Annotated in this window: 12 protein-coding genes; 9 read left to right on the forward strand and 3 right to left on the reverse strand. The window is 32.9% G+C overall.

Features of this window, described 5'->3' with window-relative positions; all coding sequences use genetic code 11:
• Positions 1–16: 16 nt before the first annotated feature.
• On the reverse strand, positions 17–832 hold the full coding sequence (locus LNP27_RS07800) for a 2,3,4,5-tetrahydropyridine-2,6-dicarboxylate N-succinyltransferase (protein WP_229941078.1): 816 nt from the start codon (positions 830–832) through the stop codon (positions 17–19).
• A 423-nt stretch (positions 833–1255) separates the two neighbouring features.
• Between LNP27_RS07800 and LNP27_RS07805 the strand changes: the two genes are divergently transcribed.
• The 3 genes from LNP27_RS07805 to LNP27_RS07815 all read left to right on the forward strand — a co-directional run bounded on the left by LNP27_RS07805 (position 1256) and on the right by LNP27_RS07815 (position 3461).
• Positions 1256–1432, forward strand: coding sequence for a hypothetical protein (locus LNP27_RS07805; protein WP_229944049.1), 177 nt, complete (start codon positions 1256–1258; stop codon positions 1430–1432).
• Position 1433: 1 nt separating this feature from the next.
• Positions 1434–1850: a Holliday junction resolvase RuvX gene (gene ruvX, locus LNP27_RS07810; protein WP_229941079.1), complete on the forward strand. Its 417-nt coding sequence runs from the start codon at positions 1434–1436 to the stop codon at positions 1848–1850.
• 114 nt (positions 1851–1964) lie between these two features.
• Complete coding sequence (locus LNP27_RS07815) at positions 1965–3461, forward strand: malate:quinone oxidoreductase (protein ID WP_229941080.1); 1497 nt, start codon at positions 1965–1967, stop codon at positions 3459–3461.
• 42 nt (positions 3462–3503) lie between these two features.
• Here the strand turns inward: LNP27_RS07815 and LNP27_RS07820 are convergent, their stop codons facing one another.
• A complete protein-coding gene (locus LNP27_RS07820) occupies positions 3504–5738 on the reverse strand; it encodes an FUSC family protein (protein WP_229941081.1) in 2235 nt (744 codons plus the stop codon).
• 195 nt (positions 5739–5933) lie between these two features.
• Between LNP27_RS07820 and def the strand changes: the two genes are divergently transcribed.
• The 3 genes from def to mazG all read left to right on the forward strand — a co-directional run bounded on the left by def (position 5934) and on the right by mazG (position 7970).
• A complete protein-coding gene (gene def, locus LNP27_RS07825) occupies positions 5934–6521 on the forward strand; it encodes a peptide deformylase (RefSeq protein WP_229941082.1) in 588 nt (195 codons plus the stop codon).
• Between the two features lie 86 nt (positions 6522–6607).
• Complete coding sequence (locus LNP27_RS07830; protein WP_229941083.1) at positions 6608–7060, forward strand: DUF5606 family protein; 453 nt, start codon at positions 6608–6610, stop codon at positions 7058–7060.
• 127 nt (positions 7061–7187) lie between these two features.
• Positions 7188–7970, forward strand: coding sequence for a nucleoside triphosphate pyrophosphohydrolase (gene mazG / locus LNP27_RS07835; RefSeq protein WP_229941084.1), 783 nt, complete (start codon positions 7188–7190; stop codon positions 7968–7970).
• Positions 7971–8566: 596 nt separating this feature from the next.
• Here the strand turns inward: mazG and LNP27_RS07840 are convergent.
• On the reverse strand, positions 8567–9247 hold the full coding sequence (locus LNP27_RS07840; RefSeq protein WP_229941085.1) for a Crp/Fnr family transcriptional regulator: 681 nt from the start codon (positions 9245–9247) through the stop codon (positions 8567–8569).
• Positions 9248–9356: 109 nt separating this feature from the next.
• On the opposite strand from LNP27_RS07840, the gene LNP27_RS07845 reads away from it, so the two are divergent.
• From LNP27_RS07845 to ccoN, 3 genes are all read left to right on the forward strand, one after another.
• A complete protein-coding gene (locus LNP27_RS07845; protein WP_229941086.1) occupies positions 9357–11762 on the forward strand; it encodes a heavy metal translocating P-type ATPase in 2406 nt (801 codons plus the stop codon).
• A 117-nt stretch (positions 11763–11879) separates the two neighbouring features.
• Complete coding sequence (ccoS, locus tag LNP27_RS07850) at positions 11880–12083, forward strand: cbb3-type cytochrome oxidase assembly protein CcoS (protein WP_229941087.1); 204 nt, start codon at positions 11880–11882, stop codon at positions 12081–12083.
• Positions 12084–12136: 53 nt separating this feature from the next.
• On the forward strand, positions 12137–14314 hold the full coding sequence (gene ccoN, locus LNP27_RS07855) for a cytochrome-c oxidase, cbb3-type subunit I (RefSeq protein ID WP_229941088.1): 2178 nt from the start codon (positions 12137–12139) through the stop codon (positions 14312–14314).
• Positions 14315–14330: the final 16 nt, after the last annotated feature.

The raw sequence follows: 14330 nt of genomic DNA on the forward strand, positions 1-14330 counted from the left end.
TCTACTTTATTTAGTGTTAAACTGCTACGTCATATTCTCTCAACGCATTGTTTAGAGAAGTTTTCAAATCGGTAGATGGCTTACGAGTACCAATAATTAAAGCACAAGGAACTTGAAAATCTCCAGCGGCAAACTTTTTAGTATAGCTTCCAGGAATCACTACTGAACGAGCAGGAACGTATCCTTTCATTTCTAAAGGAGTGTCTCCAGTTACATCGATTATTTTTGTTGATGCTGTCAAACATACATTGGCTCCTAGAACTGCTTCTTTACCTACATGAACACCTTCAACAACGATACAGCGTGAACCAATAAATGCGCCATCTTCGATGATTACTGGAGCTGCTTGTAATGGCTCAAGAACACCACCAATTCCTACTCCACCACTTAAGTGAACGTTTTTACCAATTTGAGCACAGCTTCCTACGGTTGCCCAAGTGTCTACCATAGTTCCTTCATCTACATAAGCACCAATGTTTACATAACTCGGCATCAAAATAACGCCACTAGAAATATATGCTCCGTAACGAGCAACAGCATTAGGAACTACGCGTATTCCTTTTTCAGCATAATTTCTTTTCAGTAGCATTTTATCATGATATTCAAAAATGCCAGACTCCCATGTTTCCATTTTTTGAATTGGGAAATACATTACTACAGCTTTCTTAACCCATTCGTTTACTTGCCAACCTTCAGCAACTGGCTCAGCTACACGTAACTTCCCTGAATCTAGTAATTCAATAACTTCTCTGATAGCATCAGTAGTTGTAGTTTCTTGCAATAATGCACGGTTTTCCCATGCTTGTTCTATAATAGTTTGTAATGGATTCATTTTGATAGATTTTTGGCAAATATAGGATTTTTAGCGATATGCAAAAAGTCAAATTGCGGCGAAAATGTTATATATTTGTAACTCAAATCGTTTAATTATGGGAACTATCAGACTAGAATTTAATTCAGACAGTAAAGCTAAATTATTAGAATTATTGAGTTCGTTTTCTTCGGATGAATTAAAAATAGTTCAAGAAATATCCTAATTTTGATGAGAACAATCGTAAAATGGATAGTTATGCTAAGCTGAAAAGTGGTAAAGAGAAAATGTATTCAGTAGATGAAGTTGCGGCAATTTTAGATAAAACATTTTCGGAATATGATAGTTAGTATTTCCAATGAATTTCTAAAATTATTGACAGAGCAAGTTCGTTACATTTAGAAAGATAAACCACGAGCAGCATTAAAATTCAGGAAAGATTTAATAAAAACATTAAAAAAAGACCTTAAACAACCATTTCATTTCAAAAAATCAAGATATTTTCATAACGAAAAGATAAGAGATTATGTTTTTAAAGGATATGTAGTTGTTTATGAAGTTGATATTGTGAAGAAAATCGTTTTTGTCTTTGATTGTATAAAATATAAAGATTCATTATAAAATGCCAAGAATTCTCTCCATAGATTACGGACAAAAGCGCACCGGAATAGCCGTTACCGATGAAATGCAAATCATAGCTTCAGGATTAACTACTATTCCAAGTGCGACTGCAATAGATTTTTTGAAAGATTATTTTTCAAAAGAAAAAGTAGAAGCAGTACTCATAGGGGAGCCAAAGCAGATGAACGGACAACCATCAGAAAGCGCTTCTATAATTAAAGGTTTTGTGACTCATTTTACCAACCATTTTCCGGATATGAAAGTAATACGAGTTGACGAGCGCTTTACTTCAAAAATGGCTTTTCAATCCATGATTGATAGCGGTATGAAAAAGAAACAACGACAGAACAAGGCTCTTATCGACGAAATCTCAGCGACAATAATGTTGCAAGATTATTTAACATATAACAAGTTTTAGCATTCATTTTGTAGACCTTAAACCTCTAAATTCCTTCCTATTTTTACTTTTTAACATTAAATTGTTATAATTTTTTTAGTTATATAAAGTATCTTTGCACTCTAAATTTTTTTTATGCCTGATACAACCATACCAACAGATAGTGACGTAATTCTTATAGGAGCTGGTATTATGAGTGCCACTCTTGGCTTAATTCTAAAAGAATTACAGCCCGATTTAAAAATTGAAATTTACGAAAGATTAGATATTGCCGCTGCTGAAAGTTCTGATGCGTGGAATAATGCAGGAACGGGACACTCCGCTTTTTGTGAGCTTAATTATACGCCAGAAGCTCAGGATGGAAGTATTAGTCCAAACAAAGCAATCAGTATTGCAGAATCTTTTGAAGTTTCACGCCAGTTTTGGTCTTATTTAGTCCAAGAAAATATAGTTTCCTCTCCTGAGAATTTTATAAAAAGTATTCCTCACGTGAGTTTTGTTTGGGGTGAAAAAAATGTAGATTTCCTTAAAAAGAGATTCGATACGCTGCAAGCTAATCCGCTTTTTAAAGACATGGTTTTTAGTTCTGATTTTTCTAAATTGAAAGAATGGATGCCTTTAGTTATGGAAGGTAGGGAGAATTCAGAAAAATTTGCTGCAACTTCAGTTTCAATAGGTACAGATGTTAATTTTGGAGAATTAACCAGAGAAATTTTTGGTTACTTAACAAAATTGGACGGTGTTACCATTCATTTTCATCATGAAGTGAGAAAACTGAAGCAACTTGATGATAAAACTTGGAGAGTAAAAGTGACGGATTTAGCTACTGGTCAGAAAAGTAAAGCCTATACAAAATTTGTTTTTATTGGCGCTGGAGGAGGTTCTTTGCCTTTATTAGAAAAAGCTAATGTTCAAGAAGGAAAGGGATATGGTGGTTTTCCGGTAAGCGGTCAGTGGCTAAAATGTGTTAATCCTGAAGTGATTGCAAAACACCAAGCTAAAGTATATGGTAAAGCTAGCGTTGGCGCACCGCCAATGTCGGTTCCGCATATTGATTCTCGAATGATTGATGGCGAGAGAGCATTGCTTTTTGGACCTTTTGCCGGTTTTTCTACTCGATTTTTAAAGAATGGATCTTATTCAGATTTGCCATTATCTATAAAAACAGATAATATTATTCCTATGATAGCTGCTGGCATCAAGAATATTCCGTTGACAAAATATTTAATTGAGCAAGTACGTCTATCGCCTAAAGATCGAATTAATGCTTTGAAAGAATATGTACCAGGTGCAAAATCTAAGGATTGGGTTCTGGAAAGAGCAGGACAAAGGGTTCAGGTAATTAAGAAAGACGAGAAAGAAGGTGGTATATTAGAATTTGGTACTGAGATGATTACTACTGAGGACGGTTCGCTTTCTGTTTTGCTTGGTGCTTCACCTGGAGCTTCAACTGCTGTTTCTATTATGGTTGAGTTGATTGCGAAATGTTTTAAAGATCAATTCGAAACGCCAGAATGGCAAGAGAAATTAAAAAAGATGATTCCTTCTTTTGGTCATAAATTAAACGATAATCCAGATTTATTATTTGAAATCAGAAAAGAAACTTCAAGTGTTCTAAAACTGAATAATTAGAACTTTATAAGGATATAAAAGGCGCTAAAGTGGAGATTATCTCTATTTTAGCGCTTTTTTCGTTAAGGTGTTTTTTAATACTTTAGTCGTTTTTGCTATGTTTTCCGAAAGATTAATCAGCCAAATCAATTGTTCTATTACCAATTGTGCTTCCTGCATTTTTAACTGAAATGCTTCTTCCTCAATGGGAGTGCCTTCCTTTAATTCTTTTTCACTAATACTTTTTAATGCTGTAAAATGCATAGCTAATTCCTCTTTTGGTGTATTTCCTTTAAAATTTGAATCATTTTTCATTAAAATTGCAATGGCATGATCTAAGTTTTTATAGACAGTGCTGACTACAGCATTAAACGCTTCAGAAGCAGCTGTAGTTTTGTGAGATTGTATATAAGTCCCTAATGAAGCTAAAGAAGAAAGCAGGGTGTGATTAAGGACTGCCAACTTGTAAACCTGAGGCAACTGTTTTTGTTTTGATTTAGGCTCTTGTGACATTCTTTGAAAAGAAGCCATCAAATTCCCAATTTCTATAAAAGCATTTTTGCGCGCCAAACGATAGGAAGTAGATATGCTTCCTTTTTTGTTGTAAAAAGTTGCTATTTCTTTGAGATAATCTTGATTCGCCTTTATCGATTTTTCTAATTGGTTTGGAATATTCAAAAACTCCCAAGAAGGCCATAAAAAGTGATTGGCTAAAAACGCTAATAAGGCACCAACTATAGTATCTAATATTCGGTATTGAACTAAATTACTAATGTTGGGTTCTAAAATACCATAAACAAAAACAACATACATCGTCACAAATGTAGCACTAACTTTGTAGTTTATTTGAGTAAAAGTAAAGCCTAATAGCATACATATAATTGAAAGTATACTAATGATATAGTTGTCTTTTACGAAATAAAGTACGCCAAAAGCGATAAATCCTCCTATAATAGTACCAATTATTCTTTGAAAAGAGCGTTCCTTTGTTAAGCCGTAAGTAGGCCTCATAATTACAATTATAGTAAGTAGAATCCAATATGCATTTTGAAAAGGTAGAAATGCCGCAATAACTAGAGCAATCATAAGTGTTATTGTTAAGCGAAGCGAGTGTCTGAAAATAGTAGAAGAGAAACTCAAATTTTCAGTTAAAGTTCTTAGGGGATAGTATTGGGGTGTTAGGAATTTTTCTAAATCCTTATCTATTCCTTTAAAATCTTGTGATTTGGACGAAAGCGCAAAGGCTCGTTCGATAACTTTTATTTTTTCAACCTGTTTTTCAGCATAGTGAAGCATGGTCGTTAACATAAAGACACCTTCAGAATTCGGATTTTTCTCCAAATCATTTTTATAATCACTGATTGCATTTTGTAATGCCTCTAGGTCATTGATTAAATTATATTTGGAAATGTAAGTAGTTCTCTTTTTTACACTTTTGGCTAATTGCTTTAAACTAGCGGCTAAGTTGTAAGCTAATCGTTGATAGGTCTGCAAAACTTTTGGTTGGTCATCAAATTTTTGATGAAGTTTATCATGGTCAAATGACGTAGATAGCGCAAGTTCAAGAATTTCTACTAATGATATAAAAATCAAAAGCATTTTTCTATTTTGATTTGAAGTGCCTGACGTAGAGGAGTTGCTAATAAGTACTTCTCTTATATTTTGATGAATAGTGTTTATTTCAACCTGCAGATGCAATTGTTTTTCAATAATCGATTTTTTATCAGCGTTTAGTGTCCACAAGTCACCCCGCAGTTTTAGGTATTTTGCAGTCAATTTAATACAATCGGCTGTTTGTAATTCAATATAGCGATGCGGGCTGAGATAATGAAAAATAAGCGAAATAAATAAATAAAATAAACCCCCGGCAAGAATTAATCCGGAGTGAAATAACATAGCCGAGCCCGTATTTATGTGTGCAAAAGCAATTGATATTGATATTAAAACAGAGAATGACGCTACTGTTGCTCTATGTCCATATGCAGAAAGCATACACAGGAAGAAGATTAGTAGTGCTAAAATAGGGTAGAAGATATAAGGAAAAGGAAAAAGTATATTTATTAGCAAATTAACAAGTGATACGGCTAACCCTGTAATAATTACTCCATTGACCTTGTGTTTTAAGTTGCTTGGAATATCACTTGGATATGTAAAGAAAGCACCAATTGCAATAGTAAAACCAATTTCAAAATGACCGAGAAACGTAAAAAATAAGACAGGAAGAACCGATGCAATTGTCACTTTTAAAGCATTGGTGAAGTAAGTTCCGTCTGTGAATTTTTGAATATTGTAGATCATAATGTTGTATACTAGCAAAGGTAAGATTTGTACGAATTATTCAAAGAATAAACGATTAACTTTTGACTTAAATTGTTAATATTAGCTAATAATTAATGGATGATTATCCATTGTCTATTTTTTTGCTACTTTTGCAAACTGAAATAAAAAGGAAGCGTATTCCAATTTTTGAGGTTAATATTTAATACAACGCGAATGATTTTACCAATTATAGGATATGGTGATCCAGTTTTAAGAAAAACAGGGGAAGTTCTATCTGCTGAGCATCCAAACTTAAAAGAAACGATAGCCAACATGTACGAAACAATGTATAATGCATATGGCGTAGGATTAGCTGCTCCTCAAGTAGGGTTAGCACTTCGATTATTTGTAATTGATACGACACCTTTCAGTGATGATGAAGAATTAGATGATGCTAGTCAAAAACAATTACAAGGATTCAAAAGAACTTTTATCAATGCTAAAATGATAAAAGAAGAAGGTGAAGAATGGAGCTTTAATGAAGGTTGTTTGAGTATTCCTGATGTTAGAGAAGATGTTTATAGAAACCCAACCATTACCATTGAGTACTGTGAAGAAGATTTTGTTATGAAAACAGAAGTTTTTGACGGATTAATTGCAAGAGTGATTCAGCATGAATACGATCATATAGAAGGGATTTTATTTACGGATAAAATTTCATCATTGAAAAAAAGATTAATACAAAAGAAATTAAAAAACATATTAGAAGGAAAAACATTTCAAGATTACCGAATGAAATTTTTTGGTAAGAAAGGGAGATAATAATCTTTTCAACATTCTCTTGGTATGATTTTTGGTCTTTAATGAAAAAATAATAAGTCAAATTCTTAATAATAATTACAACAAACATGAATTTAGAAAAAATATTAGCCATTTCTGGGAAACCAGGTTTATATGTATTGCAAGTACAAACTCGTACTGGATTTGTAGCAGAATCACTAGCTGATGGAAAAAAAATCACAGTGAATTTGAAAAGCAATGTTAGTTTATTGTCTGAGATTTCGATTTATACGTATGAAGGTGAAAAACCTTTATCTGAAATCATGCAAAAAATTGCTGATAAAGAAAATAAAGGTCAAGCAATTTCTCATAAAGAAGATAATGCTACTTTAATTGCATATTTCAAGGAGATTTTACCTGAGTATGATGACGAAAGAGTATATCCTTCAGATATTAAGAAAGTATTAAACTGGTATAATATACTTCAAGTAAAAGGTTTAGTAGTTGATGAAGTAGTAACTACTGCTGCTGAAGAGGTAGCTGCTATAGCAGATGAAACTCCAGTTGCTGAAATTAAATAAAACTCAAAAAACTCAAAAAACGAAAGATTAAAGTACTAAGTAGTAATTTTACTCTAAAATAATTTTAAATCCTGTTCAGCTATTTTCTGGACAGGATTTTTTTATTTTTACCAAAAAAATAGTTCTAATGAATTCAAGACAAACACAATTACAAGCTTTCGGACGATTATTAGATATAATGGATGACTTGCGTGAAAAATGTCCGTGGGATATGAAACAAACCATGGAAAGTCTGCGCCATCTCACTATCGAGGAAACCTATGAACTAGGCGATGCGATTTTGGACAAAGACATGACTGAAATTAAAAAAGAATTAGGAGATGTATTATTGCATTTGGTCTTTTATTCAAAAATTGGAAGTGAAACCAATGACTTTGATATAGCTGATGTTTGCAATGAAATATGTGAAAAACTTATACATCGTCATCCACATATTTACAGTGATGTAGTAGTCAAGGATGAAGAGGAAGTTAAACAAAATTGGGAAAAACTAAAACTTAAAGAAGGTAAAAAGTCAGTTTTAGAAGGCGTTCCTAAAAGCTTACCAGCATTAGTAAAAGCAAGTAGAATTCAGGATAAAGTAAAAGGTGTGGGATTTGACTGGGAAGAATCTCATCAAGTTTGGGATAAAGTGCAAGAAGAATTGGCAGAATTGCAAGTTGAGGTCGAGGCTGGTGATCAAGACAAAATAGAAGCTGAATTTGGCGACGTATTGTTTTCGATGATTAATTACGCGCGATTTCTGAAAGTAAATCCTGAAGATGCTTTGGAGCGCACTAATAAAAAATTCATTAGTAGGTTTCAATACTTAGAAAGTAAAGCAAGCGAATTAGGAAAACCATTAATGGATATGACCTTAGCTGAAATGGACGTTTTTTGGGAAGAAGCGAAGCGACTTCCTAAAAAATAGTAATTGAAAATCTATGATTTTCAAATATTTAAATTTTGGGAAGAAGCGAAGCGACTTCCTAAAAAATAGTAATTGAAAATCTATGATTTTCAAATATTTAAATTTTGGGAAGAAGCGAAGCGACTTCCTAAAAAATAGTAATTGAAAATCTATGATTTTCAAATATTTAAATTTTGGGAAGAAGCGAAGCGACTTCCTAAAAAATAGTAATTGAAAATCTATGATTTTCAAATATTTAAATTATGGGAAGAAGCGAAGACGTTACAATTGTTAAGTGACTAGCTAATGGAAAGACTTTCGATTATGTATAAGTAGATAAACTAATGTCAGAAAATTAAAATCGAATTGAAATTTTCGTATTAGGCTGTTAACTAAATTGTTTTTAGTAACTATTTCTATATTTCGGAAATTTATTAAATCTTGCTTTTTTTTAGAAGTACTGAGATGCAGATTTATAGTTGTAAAAAATGTGGCAATTTAAAGTCTCTTAACAAATGAAATATGTCTAACTTTATTACTGTACGATAGTTTTATGAATGGCTTTAGTCTGTTTATTGTATTTATAGTCAATTTCTCAGTAATGAATAAAAGAGAATTTATTCAGCCATTTTTTTAAGTTTATTGATGTCTTTTAAAATGATTTTTTTCCCATTTAATTCAATTAAATCTAATTTTTTAAAATCAGATAAAAGGCGGATGCAGCTTTCTGTGGCTGTGCCAATCATGCTGGCTAACTCGTCTCTGGAAAGCTGTACTTTTAGTGAGTTATCTTCATTTTTACCAAAGGTATCACTTAAGTAAAGTAGTGTTTCAGCTAACCTTTCTTTAACGGTTTTTTGCGCTAAGTTGACCATGTGATCATCGGCATCTTTCAAGTCACCACATATCGATCTCATGACATTCATCGAGAACTGATTGTTTTTGTCAAAAAATCCCATTACTTCCGTTTTTGGAATAAAGCAAACCTCCATATCTTCAAGAGCAACGGCACTCAAATTAACTGGTTCGTCACTAATCATAGAACGATGTCCTAACAATTCCCCTTTTGAAACTAGTTTCACAATATGATCCTTGCCATTTGCACTCAGTTTTGTTAGTTTGCAAATACCATCTTTGATGCAATAAATACCATTTACGTTTTCACCTTCTTCAAATATAACATCTCCTTTTTTAACAATGAGGGATGTTTTACAGTCGGAAATTTTTAGTAACTCGTCTTTAGAAAGTGCTTTTAGGGAGCTAAATTCTCTGACGATACATTGTTCACATTTAATCATAGTAGAAGAGGTTTTTTTAACTTAACAAATTTAGACATTTATATGACAAATATCATTTTTTAACGGAATCAATTTCTTAACCTTTGTGACAGGTAAAATGAGTAAAGTTATGGACACACAAAACTGTTTCCATTGTGGTTTAGATATTATAAAAGAAGACGAAATAATTTTTGATGCTAAAAATTTCTGTTGCAACGGTTGTAAGACTGTTTATGAAATTTTTAGTCTCAATGATATGACGTGTTATTATGATTTCGAAAAATCCCCTGGAGCAACTCCGCAAGATATTAGCGGCAAATATGATTTTTTAGATAATGAGAGCATTGTATCCAAACTTTTGGAATTTCAAGAGAATTCGACCGCTATTATTTCACTTAACATTCCACACATACATTGTAGCTCGTGTATTTGGATTCTGGAAAATTTACAGCGTCTTCAAAAGGGAATAAGCACTTCACAGGTTAATTTTCCTGAAAAGAAAGTTCGAATCACCTATAATCCTGAGGTGGTTTCTATCAAAAGCATTGTTTATTTATTGAGTTCTATTGGCTATGAGCCGTATATTAGTTTAGAAAACTATGAAACGGGCAGCAATAATGTAGATAGAAGCTTAACTTATAAGTTAGGTGTGGCTTTCTTTTGTTTTGGAAATATAATGTTGCTTTCATTTCCTGAATATTTTGAAGTAAAAGAATTTTGGCTAGATCATTATCGTGGTTTTTTTAGATGGTTAATTTTTGCTTTGGCTATGCCAAGTTTTATTTATTCTGCAAGTGGCTATTATGTTTCTGCCTATAAAAGCATCAAAACAAGAATGCTCAATATTGATATTCCTATTGCTTTAGGAATTGTGGTAATGTTTATTCGAAGTGCTTTTGACATCATTATGGATTACGGACCTGGTTTTTTTGATAGTTTAACGGGACTGATTTTCTTCATGCTTTTGGGTAAAATGTTCCAAATTAAAACCTACAGTTTCTTAAGTTTTGAAAGAGATTTTAAATCCTATTTTCCAATTGCCATTACTAAAATTAAAGCCGATGCCTCTGAGGAAAGTGTTCCTATTTACGAAGTAGAAAAAGGAGATCGCTTACTTATAAGGAATCAAGAATTGATTCCTGTTGATGGGATTTTGATATCTGAACAAGCAGAAATTGATTATAGTTTTGTAACGGGTGAAGCGATTGCAATTAATAAAAAATCAGGTGACAAGGTTTTTGCAGGTGGAAAGCAAATAGGAAAAGTAATCGAAATGGAGGTTTTGCATTCGGTTTCACAAAGTTATTTAACGCAATTATGGAGTAACGATGTTTTTCAAAAAAATGTAGAGCAAAAACATAAAACTATTACCGATAGCATTTCTCGATACTTTACCCCAATACTTTTATTAATTGCTTTTGTGTCTTTTGGATATTGGATTTTTATAGATGCTAATACTGCTTTTAATGTTTTTACCGCAGTGCTTATTGTTGCTTGTCCTTGTGCATTAGCGCTTACTGCTCCATTTACTTTTGGAAATGTATTGCGTATTATGGGTAAGCAAAAATTCTATTTAAAAAACGCTTTAGTTATTGAGCAATTGGCGAAAGTTGATACCATTGTTTTTGACAAGACGGGTACTATTACAACGAACAAAAAATCAAATATAACTTATGAAGGAACTGTTTTATCAGATGAAAATTTATTGCTGATTAAAACTGTACTTCGTGCTTCTAACCATCCTTTGAGTAGAATGTTATACGATTATTTACCGATACCACTTTTAGAAAGCAAGTCTGCTTCAACTGCTAAAAAAATGAAAGTAGATTATTTCGAAGAGATTGTGGGTAAGGGAATTCAATCTAAAATTTTCGGTTATGACATTTTAATTGGATCTGCTGCTTTTGTACAAAAAATAGAAAATCCTGATCTCCAGCAAACTTCAGTCCATATCAAAATAGATGGTGTTTATTGCGGAAAGTTTGTTTTCAATAATGAATATAGAGAAGGATTAGAGCAATTATTTGAGGTTTTAGACAAGCACTATAAAATCAAAGTTCTTTCTGGAGATAATGAGGGTGAGCGTAGTGTTTTAGAAGAAATATTACCTAAAAGTACCGAGCTCGTTTTTAATCAAAAACCAGAGCAAAAGTTAGAATTCATCAAAAAAATGCAAGATCAAGGAAGCAATGTGATGATGGTGGGTGACGGTTTGAATGATGCGGGAGCGCTAGCACAAAGTAATGTTGGGATCTCTATTTCTGAAAATGTTAATGTATTTTCACCAGCTTGTGATGCGATTTTAGATGCTAGTGAATTTAAAAAATTAAACTACTTTTTGAAATTTTCTAAAAATTCTATCACCACAATTAAGATGAGTTTTGCGCTTTCGCTATTATATAATATTGTCGGACTTTCATTTGCTGTAACCGGAAATTTATTGCCTTTAGTTGCCGCTATCATAATGCCTTTAAGTACAGTGACTATTGTCAGTTTTGTGACACTTATGAGTAATTATTATGCTAATAGAAAGTAGATTTTTCTAATTTTTTTTAAACTATCTTCACAAAAATTTAACGTTTTTTGTCAAGTATGACAATTGTCATATTTTACTCGAAAACTGGAAAGTAACTTTGTTAACACAAATTAAGCTATGAGTGTCATTTATTTATTAATATCCATCAGTATAATAATTGCTATTGGTTTTTTTATTGCTTTTATTACAGCGGTAAAGACAGGGCAATATGATGATGATTACACACCATCTGTCAGAATGCTTTTTGATGATGAGTTGATGAAATCTACGAAAAAAATAACTAAGCTTGAAAATAATGAAGAAAAGAAACAGGAGAATTAATCCAGTTCTATTGACTTCAAACATTAAAATTAAAATAAAAAACAAATTTAATTATGGAAATGCAGCAGTTTTATTATGACAACAAAATTGTAAAGAAATTCATTTTCGCTACTATTGCTTTTGGCGTAGTAGGGATGATAGTGGGGCTCACGTTAGCCTTTATGTTTCTTTTCCCAAACATGACCGATGGAATATCTTGGTTAAGCTACGGTAGATTAAGACCCTTACATACAAATGCGGTTATTTTTGCGTTTGTAGGAAATGCTTTTTTTGCCGGAATGTATTATTCCATGCAGCGATTGCTTAAAGCCAGAATGTACAGTGATTTATTAAGTAATATTCACTTTTGGGGATGGCAATTAATCATTGTTGCTGCAGCAATTACCTTGCCTTTAGGTTTTAGTTCCTCTAAAGAATATGCTGAATTAGAGTGGCCTATTGATATTGCAATTACGCTTATTTGGGTTGTAATGGGTATCAACATGATTGGAACCATGATCAAACGTAGAGAGCGCCATTTATATGTTGCAATCTGGTTTTACTTGGCAACATTTGTTACTGTTGCGGTTTTACATATTTTCAATAATATAGAAATTCCAGTTTCTGCTTGGAAAAGTTATTCTGTTTACGCAGGAGTTCAAGATGCATTAGTACAATGGTGGTACGGTCACAATGCAGTTGCATTTTTCTTAACAACTCCGTTCTTAGGATTAATGTATTACTTTGTTCCTAAAGCTGCTAATCGCCCTGTGTATTCTTACAGACTATCAATCGTTCACTTCTGGTCGTTAATTTTTATTTACATCTGGGCTGGACCGCACCACTTATTATATTCTGCATTGCCTAACTGGGCACAAAATTTAGGTGTTGCTTTCTCAATTATGTTACTTGCTCCATCTTGGGGTGGTATGATCAACGGATTATTGACTTTGAGAGGTGTATGGGATAAAGTACGTGTTGATCCTGTTTTGAAATTTTTCGTTGTAGCGATTACAGGTTATGGTATGGCTACTTTTGAAGGGCCAATGTTGTCTCTTAAAAACGTAAATGCTATTGCGCATTATACGGACTGGATTATTGCTCACGTTCACGTAGGTGCATTAGCATGGAATGGATTCATGGCTTTTGGTATGATTTATTGGTTAGTTCCTAGAATGGCTAAAACTTCATTATACTCTCTAAAACTGGCTAACTTCCATTTCTGGATTGGTACTTTAGGTATTATATTATATACAATTCCTATGTATGTTGCTGGTTTCTTACAAGCATCTATGTGGAAACAATTTAACCCAGACGGAACTTTAACATATGGTAACTTCCTTGAAACAGTAACTCAAATCATGCCAATGTATTGGATGAGAGCTATTGGGGGATGTCTTTACTTAGCTGGTATGCTTGTTTTAGTATATAACATTGTTCAAACTTTAAGAGCAGGTTCGGCAATTGAAGACGAGTTGGCAGAAGCACCAGCTTTAGTAAAAATTAGTTCTGGAAGAGTAAAAGGAGAAAAATTCCACCCTTGGTTGGAAAGAAAACCTATTCAATTGACAATTTTAGCAACAATAGCTATTTTAATTGGTGGTGTAATTCAAATTGTACCTACCATTATGGTTAAATCTAATATTCCAACAATTACAAGTGTTAAACCATATTCTCCATTAGAATTAGAGGGGCGTGATTTATACATTCGTGAAGGTTGTGTAGGATGTCACTCTCAGTCTGTTCGTCCTTTCCGTAGTGAAGTAGAGCGTTACGGACCACAATCTAAAGCAGGTGAGTTTGTTTATGATCATCCATTTTTGTGGGGTTCAAAACGTACAGGTCCAGATTTATTAAGAGTAGGTGGTAAGTACAATGATAACTGGCACTTTAACCACTTCTGGAACCCACAAAGTATTTCTGCAGGCTCAATTATGCCAGGTTACAAATGGTTGTTTGATAATAAAGCAATGGATATTTCTAATACTCAAAAGAAAATGCAAGTGATGGTTACACTTGGTGTACCTTACACAGAAGCTGAAGTAGCAAGTGGTTTGGATGACTTAAGAAAACAAGCAATTGCAATCGAAGAAAGTTTGAAAAATGATCCTGACTTTGTAAAAAGTTATGAAGAAAGTAAAGCAAAAGCAAAAGCTAAAGGTGAGGAATTTGTTCCAATGAACGAAAGAGAAATTGTAGCGATGATTGCTTATATGCAAAGACTTGGAACTGATATTAAAGTAAAGAAATAGTACTAAAATTATAAAG

The organism is Flavobacterium galactosidilyticum (genome assembly GCF_020911945.1).
In the GTDB taxonomy this organism is placed as follows: domain Bacteria; phylum Bacteroidota; class Bacteroidia; order Flavobacteriales; family Flavobacteriaceae; genus Flavobacterium; species Flavobacterium galactosidilyticum.